Genomic DNA, 17,242 nt, shown 5'->3' on the forward strand with positions numbered 1-17,242 from the left:
ATGAAACCGCTGTTTTATTAATGATTAGGGTAAATGTCGTTTTGTGATGCCAGAAAACTGTGGGGATGTATTACAAGTGAGCAATATAACGCACAGGACTATTGGCCGACTATTTGATATTTGCTTCCTTTGAGCCGCACAAGAGTTTCAATCCGACAGTGTTGGCCAATTAATAATTTAGTATGCTTTTCCACTGTTATTAAAAAGGCTTCTGAATGTTTTCAGAAGCCTTTTATAAAAACTAGAAAGTCGTTTGATATGGGCTAAATAGTGTTTAACAGCATGAGGACTTTTCCTCACCGTTTATAAACAAACACTATCACCCTATTGTTAACACTATAGCTTTTGCCAAACATTGTTCACGCCGGGCTCATCGCCTTTTGTCCACCATTTTGCCTGGTATTGCGCATTGTTATGGGTAACTTTATCACCACCATTGTAAGTAGAACCCGTATTCCAGCTTCCTATCGGGCTACCATCTGTAATGACGACCTCCCAAGGACCACCTGCGTCAGGTCTATCACCCTGAGTCCACCATTTAGCTTTATATTCAACACCTTGATATTTAACCTTATCACCTGTGTTATATATTTTTGTCGCAAGCCATGTGGTGTCACCGCCAGCATCGATATTGTTAACCGTTACTGTAAAGCTTTTAGTGACATTACTTGTGCCATCAGACACGCTAACGCTAACAGTATAAACGGTGTTCTGGCTAACCTCGCCCGCCAGCAAGCTAATATTCGCACCACGGCCTTGTAAGGCTAACCCTGTTGGAACAGTCCAGTTATAAGTTAACGCATCGTTGTCGGCATCCGTTGCATTTACACTGACTGTCGCGGCTTTATTTTCATCGATACTCAGATTGGCAATATCCGCTATCACAGGAGGTTGATTAATAACATCATTTGCAAGAACTGTGACTGTGGTTGATTTAGTCACAGTAGTCGTACCATCAGATACACTTAAAGTGGCAATATAATCTGTGTTTTGACTTACATTAGGGGCATTAAGCACTAGAGTATTAGTATTGACACCTGTTGCGGCAAATGAAGCATCAACTGCCCAGCTATAGGTTAATGGATCATTATCTGCGTCAGTTGCGGTTGCTGCTACAGTAAGTGAATTACCCGTTTGAACGCTATAGCTAGCCACTAGCTGAATCACAGGCTTACTATTAACAGGTGTACCACCTGCTAAACCTTCATGCATAGCATTGAGGATATCACCGTTATCAGCATCGATTTCCCAGGCAAATAGTCCTGCCAAACCTAAACTACGTACATATTGACCTTTGGCATTAACAGAACGAGGGCTATCATAGGTAGCCAAAGTACCACTGCTTTTATTCCAAACATACGCTGCCTGTGCTTGTTCGTCATAAAAGGTTTCAAAACCATTAACACCGTTACCTGATGCACCAATCATGGCATTTTTCATGCCTTTATAGTCTTGAATACCCGGCTCCCAAACACCATTGGCAATCGTGCCGGTCAGTTTGCCTGTGCCCATTGCGGTCATTGGATTATTACCTATGGCGTTAGCAGGCATCACACCCTCCCAACCTCTACCATACATAGCTGCACCGACTACAATTTTAGATGCAGAAACCCCTTGAGTAAGCAGCTTTTGTATACCGTTATCTGTAGTATAAGCAGGGCCTTTACGCGGTTTACCTTCATCATCTAACCCAGTACCATCACATTCTCCAGCGGTTAAATGTTCACCACAGTAAATACCGGTTTGATGCCCGGTGACATTGTTCCAGCCACCATAAAAGTCATAACTCATGGCAAAGATATAATCCATGTATTGTGCAGCTTGGCCATAGTCCACATCTTCAATTTTATCAAACCCAACCCCTATCGCTGACGTCAGTTGATATTCACGTCCAGTATCGGCTTCTAAACCATCAAGCATGACTCTTAACTCTTGCATTAATGCGACATAAGCTGGGCCATCATTAATTGGATCGCCTAAATTAGGATTTGGTCCACTTCCACCTGGATATTCCCAATCGATGTCGACTCCATCATAAAATTTCCACGTTTGCAGAAATGTCTTCATTGAAGCTACAAAAGTGTCGCGATTAGCTTTATTTGTGAAAGAATGAAAGGGATCAGACAAAGTCCAACCACCAACAGAAGGTAATATCTTTAGGTCAGGATAACGTTGCTTTAACGCCATTAATTGGGCGTATGTACCACGGATAGGATCTGTGTTATTTATGCCTGGTAAGGTTTTTTGAATGGCCGCCCAAGGATCATGAATAACCACCTCATAATCGGCGCTGCCTTCACAGGCTTTTTGTAAAGCACGCCAGCTATTACCGTTTTCAATCTCTTTTAATGATTCATTAGCGCCACAAATAGGAATAAAACCATAGAGTATATGGGTTAAGTTTTTTGCGGGAATATTCGATACATCAAAGTCTCGACCATAAATACCCCACTCAACAAAATAAGCGCCCACTACGGTATCTTGCTGATGTTGATAGTCTTTATTGTTAGGATTAACATCCATAGCTAAAGGTGGTAAATGGCCGCCGCCGGTATCGGCAATAACAATAGCTTTACCGTCACTCACACTACAACCAGTACTGTCACACAGAGCAACCGTTAAATTATGACGTCCTGATTTATGGTAAGCAAAATTAATGACGCCACTTTGGGTGCCCGCGGCTAAATTGCCTTCATTAACTAGCATGTCATCGAAGTAAACTTTGTAGCTATTGCCCCCGGTACCGCTCCATGCATTCCATTTTATATTGATGTCGACTTGATTTTTTACCGTCACTAAATCTTTATAAGAACCCTGACCATCTAGGTTAACTTGTACAAATGAATAATCTTGCGGTTGCCAGTCTATGCTAGGTTTTGATGCTGCGGCTGCAGCTTGCCAAGAGGCCGCTGCCGCACTGAGGGCAAAAACGGTTAATAATATATTTTTCATAATAATTCTCTTCTCATTCTTATTAGGGTTATTTTCATTGTTCAGATTTGTTACTCACTCTTTTGCCATACACTGGCAACACCGGGCTCATCGCCCTGTGTCCACCACTTAGCACTATATTTACTACCACTGTGCATAACTTGTGTTCCTCCTTGATAAGCCGTTTGATTATTCCAACTCGGTGTTTGACCGTTATCAGGCATTGCCAGTTTCCAGGCATCGCTTGTTACGGGTATTTGATTTTTATTCCACCACTTAGCTTGATAAACCTTACCTTGATAAGTGACCTTGTTACCGGCGCTATAAGCTTCAGTTCCAAGCCATAACGGTATATTCGGTAGACCAGGATGATTAATAATGTTGACGTTAAAGGATTGACTGGTGGTGAGTTTCCCATCTGAAACAACTACTGAAACTGTCACTAATTGATCACGTTCAACCTCTCCAGCGAGTAAACTAATATCAGCACCACTGCCTGTAAAACTTAAGGGAGCGGCCACTTGCCATTGGTATGTGAGAGGGTCATTTTGGTCGTCAAAGGCATGAACATGAACACTAGCTGCCGTATTTTCATCCATATTCAGCGGCGTTAATTGATGAACAATTGGTGCGGTATTTTCAGATTGCGGCATAACTGATAGCGCAAAGCTATAGTCAGCATCTAAGGTCCAGACTTTATTTGAAAGTAGGTTATTCACATCAAAGAGAATATCGCCCTCTGCTGTTTTGATGCCTATTTTTATTAATTGATCATGTAAGGTGTTTAGCAATGTGCTGAAGTCAGCTTGCCAATGTTGAACATTGTTAGCGGTAACTTCAAAGTGTTGACTTATCAGCTCCTGCCCTGAAGCATCAAATAGCCTTAACCACACTTGATCTCCGGCATTTGCGACTAGCCCTTGTTTAACAAAGTAATCTAGAGGTTGCCATTGCTCTGGAGTAATATCATCGCGGACGATATTAATGTCGCTACAGTTATAAAACCCTTCCCCAACCACATCATCACGTTGCCAACGACTATATAACAAGGCATCACCCTGACGGTCGGCCGGAATAGTGACCTCCATATCGTAATAGCGACTGCCATCTGGGGTTTTAATAAAATCGATGTTGCCATATTCTTGTATCAGTTCAAGATCTTGCCAGCGCAGTACATCTGTACTGGCATTAAACCCAGGCTTAGACAAATACAACTTCCAAAAGCTAGGGTTATGGGGTGTTGTGGCATTAAAACGAATTTGAATGTTCCCTTGCCCATTGGGAGTGACCTTAGTTTTTTGCCAATCAGGTGAAGCAAGGTTTAATCCGCGTTTCTCAAATACCCCTGCAGAACACAAGCTACCGTCCGGTATCGCAGACTCAACAGCTTGTTGATTATGATAGTCAGCTACGTTAACTGAAATTTCATGCTCTTGAACAAACTGCACATATCCAGATTCGATAAAAGCCGCTCGACAGGCAAAATTAGGAATATTCGAGCCGTCACTTGGCCACCAATAACCGCCTTGAGCCTGACAAATTGATTGACGCGCTTTTGGGCTTTCCATAAAGCCATGGGCATAACTTGTCGTGGGTAATAACATACTGGTTATCGATAAAAGCACCCCACTGGCAACTAGCGAGGAAGTAAATAGAGTTTGCAGTGATGTATTATTCATAATGTATCGTCCTTAATAACTAACCGTGATAGTAATATGTTGTTTCCCCCCACAGAATATGGGGGGAAGACAGTTATAAACTACACACTAGCTGCCAATCTGCATTGCTAGGTTCAGCGCGAGTCCACCACTTGGCTTTCCAAACCACTTGGTTACTGAGCATCATATCGCCTGCATTGGCATGATCAGGATTTCCTTGCCAATCCTTTTGAGGGAAATTAGGATAAACAGGAATATCGGTCACATTAACGCCGTCACAGCTTTGACCAGTGCCACCGCCCACATCTTTTTTAGCTTCAGGTAAACTAGGATACTCTGCTTTAAAAGCGTAGCTTTTATCACCTTTCTCTATGGTAAAGTTTGCCGGCCCTGTAAAGGGCATGTAATACATCACTTGCGCGATAACGGTTTCACCCGGTTTAAAGGATTCAACAACACCACCAAATTCATTAAGCAGCGTGATTGAAAAACGATGAAACTCATTTTCAAATCCGCCAATATTATTGCCTGCGGCATTTGATGCATTCGTCTCAATGGCCATTTTTAATTTTTTCTGCGAATTCCAGTTAGATTTGAAAATTGCCGAGGTTGATACGGGTACATCAAAAGCAATTTTCGCCCCTGATAAATCCAGTTGTGATTGATTGGTAAAAGAAAAACTTGCACTAATAGGATAATTATCATCACCAACAGGGAAGTCTTTGGCAACAAAATCAATATCAACCATTTGTTCTGGAACCACAAAAGCGGGATCGCCTTTATGAATATCATAAGCCGTACCACTTTGACGGAACTTATCGTAAGCAATAGTCGTCATGGTTGACCCCATGTAATACTCTTGCTTTACTTGGTCATAATCAAAATCACCAGCCAGCTCCCAAAACATCACCCCGCCAAGTCCATTGTTAATGACATAATCGACTTTAAGAGCCATAGACTCTTCATCTTCAATTGACAGGAAAACTTTCTTTTGGTCATTCCACAGCCAAGGCGTAACAGCTACTGCATCATAATAACGTTGATAGCTGCCGACTAATTTATCCTCGGGATCCGTTTCTGGCTTTAAGCCGTAGGCGCTGATATAGCTACCATACTTACCTTGTGCCAGATTTTTTGTATGCCATAGTGGGTTACTACCTGCTGCAATTTCATTATCATTTTCAATGTCATGCCATAAGTTATCTATACCTACAGCACCATTGCCACAAGAGTTTTTATCCCCTTTACCCGTGCCTTTTGGACAAGTAGCTTGATCTGCCAAGGCCGCTTGGCCCCATAAACCATTGGTGCCGCCAGTCACATCTTTGAAGCCGCGGGTATAATAGGGAATACCAATATTTATCCGTCCTGCCGACAAGGCACCGCGGAAATATCGTACTGCCCAATCTGTGTTTAAATAACCAATACCTTCAAACTCAGCCGTGCCATAAACACCCCACGCAGCAAGCTCAGAGTCTTCGCCAGTATCAAATAGCGCTGCATTAGGTCCGACATGAGAATTCCACGCTCCGTGTAAGTCATAGGACATAATGTTGACGTAATCTAAATATTGAGTTGCTTGGAATGTTTCCATGCCACGTAATAAATAACCTGAAGAAGGTGACGCTATGGTTAATAGATAATGTTGCCCATCACTCTGCCCCGCCTTATCCAGTGCTTCACGTAATGATTTCATTAACACCAGATAAGATTTGTTCAATGCTGCACGGCGAGGATTAGAAAAATCGAAATCATCAGGGTGGCCTGAGTCAGACATTGAAGACGGATATTCATAATCGATATCAATACCATCAAAACCGTACTGCTTGATGAAGCTGACCGCACTGTCACTAAAGGTTTTTATCGCTGCATGATTAACACTGCCATCAGCATTTGTGGTCAGGGTGTAAAAACCACCATTGGCAACCCGACCCGTTTCATCAAAAAAGCCACCGGTTTCAGCCCAACCACCAACAGATATCAGGGTTTTAACATGGGGATATTGCTTTTTATATTTGGTTAATAAATTAAAGTGACCTTTATAATTCAAGCTTGTGTCTAGCTCTGCGCCAACAACATCGGGCCACTCCATATTAGTGGCTGGATTATTGACGCTATTAGGATCACCAATTGACACTTTATTATTGGCATCAATATGCGCGAAAGCGTAATTAATATGAGTAATCTTGTCCCATGGAATATCATTAACTAAATAACTAGGTTGGTTATTGGCACCATTACGCCAACTGGTAAAGTAGCCAATAACTCGACGTGGATGATCCGCGCCCATTTTTTCACGACCATTCACATCGTAAACCGTACAATAGGGCGTATTAGTCTCAGGGGTTTGATATAAACCGCTCGGTTTACAAGCGTCTCTATTGTTACCAACGCCGCCCACTGCAACAATATTGACAATAACCGCAGCACTAGTGCCAATCGCATTATCATCATCTGTGGCTTGCAAGGTAAATGTTACCAGCCCTAACTCAGTGGCTTGCCAAGTAAAACTCTCACTAGCAATTACCGAAGAAAATACTGAACTGTCATTAGCAAATAACTCAAGCCCAGCAACTGAGCCATCAACATCCGCCGCCGTTAAGGCGAATTGAACTTGATCGCCAATATGAACTTCTAGGGGTGAGTCGATGATAGTTAAGTTTGCACTAGGTGCCTGATTATTCGGTGGAGTATCTTTTTGCTGTACCGTCAAATTCAATAGACTTGAACTAGTAGCCTTTTGTTTATCGTCGTAAGTCGTCACTGAAAAATAGTGTTGCCCTTTGACGGCAGACCATGTCACTTGATTTGCGTTCGCAGCCAAGGTGGTCAGTAAAATACCGTCAAGAAATACATCACTATGATCGATACTGCCATCACTATCTTGGGCCAAAAATGATATGACAACGCTGTCATTTTCGGTCAAAGAAGTATTGTTTGCTGGCGAAATCCAACTAACCGTAGGGGCTAGGTTGACATCACCACTTTGGCAGTCGCCCAGTTTCTTCCATTCTTGCCATGAGCTAGAATGCTGCATCGGGTCAGTCTGATTCCACCACTTAGCTTCAAAGGCTTGCTGTTGAGTTTTGACCTTCTGACCCGCGGTATAGGTAGAACCGCCTTGCCATTGAGTAAACGCATTGCAATCAATAACAGCCCCCTGTACTGAACATCCTAAAAATATCAGTGATAAAACACCAATATTCACAGCGGGTTTTAAAATAACTTTATTTTCCATGTTCTGACCTCTTACCATATAGTTGTTAATTATTTGTTACGTCTGATTTTAAAATAGCACAAACTTCAAATTGCACAATATTTATTCAAAATAGTGTTTTTATACCGATATAAGGCTCCATATGTGCGTGCACCATGGATTGTTGAGCTAAAAAACCAAACAATAGCTAGAATGTTATTAACTCGATAAAGTCGATTTAAATACCAGAAAGGGAATGATGTAAAATTTAAAATGGAAATTTATTTTATGAACTAAAGCAAGGTATTAAGAATAAAAAAACACTAAAAAACACTAAATATTAAGCGAAATAATTAAGCCTTCACATACCCTACATATCATTAAGCTCTAATATAGATCTGAAATAAAATAAAAATAACTAACCTGATGACCTAAATACGATTTCCGCTAATCGTGTTGATAAAGCATCTACAAATGAAATACGTTTAAAATGAAGCTGAGATTAACAGGAAGATGAAGTATTAATAATGGTATTAATGTCATCAACACCTCCCCAAAGAGACTTTCTGCATGGATGACTGGGTATATTTAAATAAACTATCATCGGGTTAACGTTAGAAAAGGTCTTCTACCCATTTAATAACAACACCCATTGTGACCATAGCATTTAACTTTAGCAGTGCAACAGTATCACCCGACTCAAGTTCGCTTTCACCACAACGGGGATCTGAACGCTGCAATGCGCCTGTCATACTATGGTCAATTGGAATAGGTTCGCAGCCATGATCGGACTCACAAATAAAGTCCCATTTATCGCGCGCGGGTAAGTGACAAGTAAAGCAATTACCGCCAAAACGATTGTTCACATCGACAAAACCGCGCTTTGCAATAGTAGAACCTTGCTCATCAACGGCGAGTTCAAAAAACTCCCAATCACCAGTGGCTGGAAAGGTGCCCGCTTCTCGCTTAACCATCACTTCGGTGGGTACTAATTGCACTACGGAACCCGTTGGATAAATAGCCCCCTCAGGCGCATTGGCGGCGGCTAATGTTCCCTCCATATTACCGAGTAAATTATCAACATAAAAGTGACGTACTGGCGTCATGTCTCTGATACAACTAAAGCTTTTTTCACTTATATTTAGCACACTTTGTTCTGCACTAATTGAAAATGCCATGAAAGATAATATTAACGAACTTGTAATTGTCGTGATTATTTTATCGTATGTATTCATATAAAAACCTATAACGTTGTTGATAGAAATAGCCTGTCTTAAACAGGCTATTTGCGATGATTAACTATAACTTATCAAACTAATGGCTTTTTATGCACTTTTACGCATCTGCTGCCAAGTTAGCAAAGTTCGGATCGCGCTGCATATTAATCCTAAAAAATAAGGATAACTCCAGCGCCAAAATGCGCTGGCATCTCTGCAACCTCTGCCATAATTTCATCGGCATGGGTAATGCCATACCAAGAAAGACCAACACCTAAAATCAGTGATAGAAGTGACAAAAATAAAAATAAAAATAAACCTGATAAATACTTCATCGCTGTGTGGCAAATTTTCTATTAATTAAGCAAATAGTTTTGTGATAAAAAGTAACTATATTCGTAATTTAGGCAAGTCGTGGGAAGAATTTAGCCGTAATCCTCATAAAATCGATAGTTGCTAGTTGCTAGTTGCTAGTTGCTAGTTGCTAGTTGATATGATGAAAAACTTCAATTCGTACACTATACTTTAATAGCATAGCTTTACTTCATTAAGCTTCTGATCTAAATATGATTAAAACCACTAATGTCGTTAATTCAGCTCAGAATATTATACACTTCCTCATGAGGCCCCATTGACATTTAACCATCAATTTTACAGAAGTTTATGCAAGATGTTTCGAACAACGGCTAGCAATACATGAATAAACAACAATGTATTAGAAAGTTACTGCATACTTAAAAGGCTTAGGGTAAATATGTACTTAAAATTTTTGCCTAACAACTCAAACCTATAAGTAAAAGAGCTACATTATTGAGATAGATATTATGAAGACCATTGACTTGGCTGCACTTAAAGATGTGATGGATTTAATGCTCGATGCTGTTTGTGTTGTGAATAAGAATGGATGTTTTGTATTCGTTAGCGCGGCGTTTGAAGATATATTTGGATATGCGCCAAATGAAGTTATCAATAAACCAATGATTGACTTTGTTTATCCTGAAGATGGAGTAAAAACACTTCAAGTTGTAGAAACACTTATCAGTGGTGAGAATCAACGTCGTTTTGAAAATCGTTGGGTGCGAAAAGACGGCAAAGTTGTTGATATTCTTTGGTCTGCAAGGTGGTCTGAAGAACATCAATTTAGAATCGCAATTGCCCATGACATTACCGAACGTAAACAAATGGAACAGCAACTTCATTATATTGCTGGACATGATCCTTTAACACAATTACCTAACAGATCATTATTATTTGAACGCCTGCAGGCTTCGCTAGGATTAGCACGCCGAGGCGGAACACATTTGTCATTATTATTTATCGATATCGATGGTTTTAAGCATGTAAATGATAACTATGGTCACCTCGTTGGCGACAAATTGTTAAAGAGTATTGCTAAGCGTTTACATGATTGTGTGCGCAAATCTGATACTGTTGGGCGTTTTGGTGGCGATGAGTTTTTAGTGATATTAAATAACATTGAGTCATTTGATAAAGTACTTATTATTGCAGAAAATATTCGCTCCGAACTCGATAAACCTTATCAGTTTGATGAGTTGGTTTTACAGTTATCTCCAAGCATTGGCTTAGCCCGTTACCCTGAAAATGGTGATAATGAGCAGCAATTAATACAACATGCTGATCAAGCTATGTATCAAGCTAAAAGCACCGGAGGAAATAGCGTAAAAACCACAGTAAACAGTACTAAATAATATTAAGCAGTTCCTTCATTTAATTGATAAATAATTTGATTTGAACTGCCGCGCCATTTTAACCTTGGATCAGCCAAAGACTGTTCAAACTTACCATCAATCAATACATCTACCAGTGCGGTAATGGCCTGTTGCTCAAGGGTTAAATTTGCTAGTTTATAGCCAGTCCACAACCAAATATCTTTGTCATTACACTCTGTTTTTACTCGCCTAACTAACTTAAGTACAGCAGCAATATTACCAGGATGCAAAGGATCACCGCCGCTTAAGGATAAACCTTTACGACGTATACGGCTGTCATTCAAATCAGCTATGATTTCGTCTTCTAATGCTTGAGTAAATGCATGTCCAGCATCAGATCGCCAAGTTAGCTGGTTATAGCAGCCTTTACAGGCATGCTCACAGCCGCTGACAAATAAGGTGCAACGTGTGCCCTCGCCATTAACAACATCAACACTGTGATATGCACTATAAAACATTAAATGTGTTTCACCCGTCGTTTTACTTCTTGTTGTTTGCCATGATTAAACGGCCTGGCATCTGGGCTACCTAAATAACCGCATACTCGGCGGGTAACCGACACTCGGCTAGGTTCATGGTTACCACATTTAGGGCATACAAAACCTTTACTGGTGCAATTAAACTCACCGATAAACCCACAGTCGTAACACTCGTCAATAGGAGTATTAGTGCCGTAATAAGGTACTCGGCTATAACTGTAGTCCCATACGTCCTCTAAAGCTTCGATGTTATTTTGCATGTTAGGATATTCACCATAGCAAATAAAACCACCACTACTTATCTCAGGATACGGCTGTTCAAAGTCTATTTTATCGTATGGGTTCACTTGCTTTTCAACATCTAGGTGAAAACTATTGGTGTAGTAACCTTTGTCCGTTACCCCTGTTAATACCCCAAATTCTTTCGCGTCTAAACTGCAAAAACGGCTACAAAGGTTTTCACTTGGGGTGCTGTATAAACTAAAACCATAGCCAGATTCTTGTTTCCATTGTTCAGTGTTTTTCTTAAGGTACGACACGACTTTAAGCGCTTTTTGACGTAACACTTCATCGTCAAACACATGTTGTGCACTGCCATATAAAGCATTAATGGTTTCATGTAAGCCGATGTAACCTAATGAAATTGACGCTCGACCATGTTTAAATATTTCACTGATGTCATCATCTGCTTTTAGGCGAACACCACAGGCGCCCTCCATATATAAAATTGGTGCAACACGGGCTTTAACACCCACTAACCGAGCAATACGAGTGTCTAAAGCTTTTTTTGCTACCACTAGGCGTTTATCTAATAAAGCATAGAACTTGGCCTCATCGCCCTTAGATTCTATCGCAATACGTGGCAGATTTAAGCTCACCACACCGAGGTTGTTGCGGCCTTCATGTACCAACTGACCATCTTGCTCGAACGTGCCTAAAAATGAGCGACATCCCATAGGTGTTTTGAATGAACCAGTGGCCTTAACCACTTGTTCATAATTCAAAATATCGGGATACATGCGTAGACTTGCACACTCTAGCGCCTGGCGTTTGATGTCGTAATTTATATCTGCCGCTTTATGATTAACACCATCTTTTATTGCAAAAACCAGTTTAGGAAAAACCGCTGTTTTACGATTTTTACCTAATCCCGCCTTGCGCACAGTTAATATTGACTGCTGAATTAAGCGAGACTCCCAACTTGTACCCAAACCAAAGCCAAAGGTGACGAAGGGCGTTTGGCCATTGGCGGTATGCAAGGTATTCACTTCATATTCAAGTGATTGAAATGCATCGTGGCATTCTTTTTCTGTTTGCGCTTTTGCAAAGGCTTCAACGTCGGCAATTTGCCACTTAATGCCCGCCGCAAGATGCTTTTGATAGCTTTTTTGAACAAAGATTGCCAACACTTCATCAATACGATTAATAGTGGTGCCACCATAAATGTGACTCGCCACCTGGGCAATTATTTGCGCCGTTACTGCCGTTGCAGTCGAAATAGATTTTGGGGTTTCAATTTCGGCGTTACCCATTTTAAATCCGTGGGTTAACATGCCGGCTAAATCTATTAGCATGCAATTGAACATAGGAAAAAAAGGCGCATAATCTAAGTCATGATAGTGCAGCTCCCCCCGTTCGTGGGCGGCCACCACATCTTTGGGTAACAAGTGCGTTTTGGCATAATGTTTAGCCACAATACCGGCTAATAAATCGCGTTGAGTGGGTATAACCTTGGCGTCTTTGTTGGCATTTTCATTTAACAGACTGCTGTCACTTTGCTCTACTAAACCGCGAATTTGACAATTTAACTTACTTTTGGTCTCGCGGCTCACATCGCGATCATGTCGGTATTCAATATAATGACGTGCAACCGACTTAAAAGGACCTGACATTAACCTGTTTTCAACTGCATCTTGTAGTTGATGAATATCCACTTCTGTTTGTTGCTGAAACTCTTGTTCAACTGTCAATGCCAAAGTGTTGGCATAGTCATGATCTGATTGTCCGGCAGACTTCATTGCTGCAATAACGGCATCTTTTATTCGACTTGAATCAAATGCAGTTCGGCATCCGTCGCGCTTAATAACAACCAACATAACCAGCTTCTCCTTTAGCGTCGCCAAATCAATATATCGGCATACGAAAAACACAAAACACTATATGTAGTGTATTAAGCGTTAAATCGTCACTATCCGTGTTGATCTAGATCATCATTTTTCACGCTAAAGAAAAGCAAAGTAAATTTATGTTATAAGCACCAAAAATCGGCTTGTTAGCGCTTGATCATAGATATCAAGCTAGTTTAGGAACAATATTTTCAAATTAGTTTTTAAGCGACGCTTTAATTAAATGCGCGATATCTTCAACTGCTTTTTTACCCGCGGCAATCGCTTCATCTGCACGATGAAACTCCATGGTGCCAATATCAGATACATTGGGAATAATACAAATATCTGGTGGGTCGCCCATTAATCGAGATCGCTTATGACGCTGTTCTAAAATATCCATCGATTGTGACATTACCGCTAACATGCCAGGGTGCGACTTAGTGCCAAGCGACAGTTTGTCACTTAAGCTACTGATATAGTCTTTGCCCTTACCCAATAAATCCATAAAGCCTGAATCTTGCGGTTCAGCATCTGCATCAAGGTGTTCATCAGACACAGGCTCAGAGCTACTGACTTGCTGGGGCAACACTTGCATTTGTTTACGTAAATAACCATTCAAATCAACAGCGATGACAATATCGACCCCAAGCGAGCGACATAATGAAACTGGTACGGGATTAACTACGGCACCATCAACTAACCAACGGCCATTTTGTTGTACTGGCGGTAAAAAGCCAGGCATAGAACATGATGCCCTGACAGCATTGCGCAATAATCCTTCTTTAAACCAAATCTCCTGGCCAGAATATAAATCCGTTGCCACTGCGGCAAAGGGGTGTTTCAAGTTTTCAATGTCAACAGCGCCAATATGAGTAGACATAACATCAAATACTTTTTCACCGCTAATAAGCCCACCTTTACGCCAACTAATGTCCATTAATCCAATAACATCCCAACTTGAAAAGCTACACACCCAACTTTTAAGTTCAGCTAGACTGTCATTAGCATATGCCGCGCCAACCAGTGCGCCAACAGAACAGCCAGCAATTTTATCCGGGTAAATACCTAATTCAGCCAAGCCTTCAAGCACACCAATATGCGCCCAACCTTTCGCTGCACCGCTACCTAATGCCAATCCGATAATCGGTTTTTTCTCTGGTGAAGCTTGAACTGGTGCCATTTACATACTCCATAGGGTCACTTTTAAACGTAAATAACCAGGCTTTACTGGCCAAGTGCTTTATTAGCATAAACAAGCAAGTCATTATTGGCTATAGCAAGCTTATCCAGCTATAATATTTGGCTATTATTTTCTAGGGGATCCACCTTTGCAGTTTTCTGATTTTTCGCTTGATAAACGCTTGTTAGATAGTTTGAAGCATATGGGTATTACTGACCCAACCGAGATCCAAGAACAAGCCTTACCTATTGCCCTAGCGGGTAAAGATTTGATGGCATCATCGAAAACTGGCTCGGGGAAAACTTTAGCGTTTTTACTGCCTGCGATGCAGCGGATTATTTCCAGCAGAGCGCTGTCGAAAAAAGATCCTCGCGTGCTGATTTTATTGCCGACTCGTGAACTTGCTCAGCAAGTATATGGTCAACTTAGATTACTGGTTGCCAACACCCAGTACAAAGCAATCAGTATTTTGGGCGGTGAAAACTTTAACGACCAAGCCAAAGGTTTGTCCCGTGACCCACATTTTATTGTGGCAACTCCGGGTCGAATTGTTGATCATCTTGAGCAACGTCACTTGTTTTTAAATGGCCTTGAATTACTTGTTCTTGATGAAGCTGACCGCATGTTGGACCTAGGGTTTGCACCACAACTGAAAGCCATTAATGAAGCTGCAGATCATAAACGCCGTCAAACCTTGATGTTTTCAGCCACTTTAGATCATCAAAGCATTAACGATATTGCCGCCACATTATTGAAGAATCCAAGCCATGTGGCTATTGGCACCAGTTATGCTGAACACAAAGATATTGAACAAAAAATGCTGTTTGCTGATCATCTAGATCACAAACAAGCACTGTTAAGCCACTTATTGAAGCAGCCAGAACACAAGCAGACTATTGTATTTACCGCAACTCGCTCAGACACAGACCGCTTAGCCACACTTTTAGCTGAACAGGGATTTTCTACCGCAGCATTAAGCGGTGAGCTAAAACAAAATGCGCGTAACCAAATTATGGATCAATTTAGTCGTGGCCAGCAGCAAATTCTTATCACTACGGATGTGGCCTCTCGAGGGCTAGATTTAGTTAACGTGTCATTAGTGGTTAACTTTGACATGCCAAAATTTGCTGAAGAATATGTCCATCGTATAGGCCGTACTGGCCGTGCTGGCGCTAAAGGTATTGCAGTTTCATTAGTGGGCCCAAAAGACTGGCAAAGCTTTTTACAAGTGCAATCATTTTTACGCAAAAACTTTGAATTTACCGCGGTCGGCGGTTTACCGGCTAAGTTTTCGGGCTTAAGTCAACAAGCGGGAACGAAAGCCGCCAAAGACAAGCCTGAAACCAAAGTAGCAGCTAAAACTAGAGCTAAGCAAAAAGCTAAAGCAGTCCCTAAGCGCGATAAAACATTTATTACTGGTATCGACGTTGGCGATGCGCCAATGCGCCGTAAAGCGAAACCCATTGTGATTATTGAACAAAAAATCAGTGACAGTGAAGACTAATTATTAAGTGACTCGCCGGTTAAAATATCATGCGGTCACTCATTGAAATACGGAAAGGATAAACATGAAAGTTTGTGGTGTAGAGTTAAAAGGTGGCGAGGCCATCATCAGTTTACTTAGCTATGAAGGTGAAACCTTCAATGTGCCGAGTTGTCGTAAAGTGTCATTTTCGGTGTCAGATTCGGCATCGACAGAGTCTCTGCGTGAGTTTCATTTTGCTTTTCATAAGCTAATGGAAGACTACAAGATTGACCAAATCGCGATTATTGAACGTGAACAAAAAGGTAAATTTGCCGGCAGTGCTACCAGCTTTAAATTAGAAGCGGCGATTCAAATTACCGAGCTGCCAGTGATAATGATTTCACCATTAACCATTAAAGAGCAACTGAAGCGTAATCCACCGCAAGTTGACTTTGATTCTTTAGATTTAAAACGCGTTCAGCTAAATGCATTTGATGTCGCTTATGTGCATCATAACCGATTAATATTCGGTAAAGTTTAATTCCGAGTTAACATTTTAAGGCTGAGCTTTAAGCGTTATCTGTCATCACACATAATGGAGATAACGCTATAGCAGCGCTTAACAACACTTATGACAACCTCTAAATCAAAAAAACTAACTGCTCCACCAAAAATGCAATTAAAGCCTACTAGCCAAGCATTAAAGCCCAAAATAGACATAAGCACACTCATCACCAGCGATGACGTTAAAAAGCAGCAAAGTGAGCGCAGTGCTATGCGCTATCTGTCTGGTTATAATCCTCAAATCATCAGCCAAATAGCTGAATTAGTTGATAATAATAAACTGGGCGAACATTTTTTAAGCCGCTACCCTAAAAAGCATGATATTCGTACAGATAAAGCACTATATGACATGGCAATTGCGTTGAAAAATACCCATATGCGCCAATCAGACCCGCTATCAAAAGTCATTTTTGACGAAAAAATTAACCTAAGTCATCATGCACTTGGATTACATTCATATGTTAATCGTCGCCAAGGACATAAAGTTAAAGCAAAAAATGAAATTCGTATTTCATCTCGCTTAAAACACACACCTTTTGAATTACTGCAAATGGTAGTGGTGCATGAATTAGCCCATTTACGTGAAAAAGAACATAACAAAGCCTTTTATCAGTTATGTACTTTTATGTTAGCTGATTATCACCAACTAGAGTTCGATATGCGGGTATGGCTGGTTGCCGAAGAAGTCGGACAATTACCCTATACTTAACGGCA

12 protein-coding genes are annotated in these 17,242 nt (G+C 41.0%); 4 read left to right on the forward strand and 8 right to left on the reverse strand.

What is annotated here, in order from left to right; genetic code table 11:
* Positions 1–336: 336 nt before the first annotated feature.
* From ACRWQN_RS13075 to ACRWQN_RS13095, 5 genes are all read right to left on the reverse strand, one after another.
* Positions 337–2,952: a glycosyl hydrolase family 18 protein gene (locus tag ACRWQN_RS13075; protein WP_434938189.1), complete on the reverse strand. Its 2,616-nt coding sequence runs from the start codon at positions 2,950–2,952 to the stop codon at positions 337–339.
* A 50-nt stretch (positions 2,953–3,002) separates the two neighbouring features.
* Positions 3,003–4,610 carry a lytic polysaccharide monooxygenase gene (locus ACRWQN_RS13080; RefSeq protein WP_434938191.1) on the reverse strand — a complete coding sequence of 536 codons (1,608 nt, stop codon included), beginning with the start codon at positions 4,608–4,610 and terminating at the stop codon, positions 3,003–3,005.
* A 73-nt stretch (positions 4,611–4,683) separates the two neighbouring features.
* Positions 4,684–7,827 carry a glycosyl hydrolase family 18 protein gene (locus ACRWQN_RS13085; RefSeq protein ID WP_434938193.1) on the reverse strand — a complete coding sequence of 1,048 codons (3,144 nt, stop codon included), beginning with the start codon at positions 7,825–7,827 and terminating at the stop codon, positions 4,684–4,686.
* A 572-nt stretch (positions 7,828–8,399) separates the two neighbouring features.
* Positions 8,400–8,963, reverse strand: a complete 564-nt coding sequence (locus tag ACRWQN_RS13090) for a hypothetical protein (RefSeq protein WP_434926475.1) — start codon at positions 8,961–8,963, stop codon at positions 8,400–8,402.
* A gap of 209 nt (positions 8,964–9,172) precedes the next feature.
* Complete coding sequence (locus ACRWQN_RS13095) at positions 9,173–9,337, reverse strand: hypothetical protein (RefSeq protein ID WP_434938195.1); 165 nt, start codon at positions 9,335–9,337, stop codon at positions 9,173–9,175.
* 489 nt (positions 9,338–9,826) lie between these two features.
* Here ACRWQN_RS13095 and ACRWQN_RS13100 point away from each other — a divergent pair, with 489 nt between their 5' ends.
* Positions 9,827–10,711 carry a diguanylate cyclase domain-containing protein gene (locus tag ACRWQN_RS13100; protein WP_434938197.1) on the forward strand — a complete coding sequence of 295 codons (885 nt, stop codon included), beginning with the start codon at positions 9,827–9,829 and terminating at the stop codon, positions 10,709–10,711.
* A 2-nt stretch (positions 10,712–10,713) separates the two neighbouring features.
* On the opposite strand, the gene nrdG is transcribed toward ACRWQN_RS13100, so the two are convergent.
* From nrdG to rssA, 3 genes are all read right to left on the reverse strand, one after another.
* Positions 10,714–11,190 (reverse strand): anaerobic ribonucleoside-triphosphate reductase-activating protein, encoded by a 477-nt coding sequence (nrdG, locus tag ACRWQN_RS13105; protein ID WP_434926477.1) that lies wholly within the window; start codon positions 11,188–11,190, stop codon positions 10,714–10,716.
* The gene (gene nrdD, locus ACRWQN_RS13110) at positions 11,190–13,307 is read right to left on the reverse strand and encodes an anaerobic ribonucleoside-triphosphate reductase (protein WP_434938199.1); all 2,118 of its coding nucleotides are present in this window, start codon (positions 13,305–13,307) and stop codon (positions 11,190–11,192) included. The genes nrdG and nrdD overlap by 1 nt, the downstream gene beginning before the upstream one ends.
* Positions 13,308–13,533: 226 nt before the next feature.
* Positions 13,534–14,499: a patatin-like phospholipase RssA gene (rssA, locus tag ACRWQN_RS13115; protein ID WP_434926479.1), complete on the reverse strand. Its 966-nt coding sequence runs from the start codon at positions 14,497–14,499 to the stop codon at positions 13,534–13,536.
* Positions 14,500–14,647: 148 nt separating this feature from the next.
* Between rssA and ACRWQN_RS13120 the strand changes: the two genes are divergently transcribed.
* The 3 genes from ACRWQN_RS13120 to ACRWQN_RS13130 all read left to right on the forward strand — a co-directional run bounded on the left by ACRWQN_RS13120 (position 14,648) and on the right by ACRWQN_RS13130 (position 17,237).
* Positions 14,648–16,003 (forward strand): DEAD/DEAH box helicase, encoded by a 1,356-nt coding sequence (locus tag ACRWQN_RS13120; RefSeq protein ID WP_434938201.1) that lies wholly within the window; start codon positions 14,648–14,650, stop codon positions 16,001–16,003.
* A 64-nt stretch (positions 16,004–16,067) separates the two neighbouring features.
* Positions 16,068–16,505 carry a DUF3010 family protein gene (locus tag ACRWQN_RS13125; protein ID WP_434926481.1) on the forward strand — a complete coding sequence of 146 codons (438 nt, stop codon included), beginning with the start codon at positions 16,068–16,070 and terminating at the stop codon, positions 16,503–16,505.
* Positions 16,506–16,739: 234 nt separating this feature from the next.
* Entirely contained in the window at positions 16,740–17,237 is a 498-nt protein-coding gene (locus ACRWQN_RS13130; RefSeq protein ID WP_434929075.1) for a YgjP-like metallopeptidase domain-containing protein, read from the forward strand.
* Positions 17,238–17,242 lie beyond the last annotated feature (5 nt).

This window comes from Shewanella sp. HL-SH8, from assembly GCF_051165765.1.
GTDB lineage: Bacteria > Pseudomonadota > Gammaproteobacteria > Enterobacterales > Shewanellaceae > Shewanella > Shewanella glacialimarina.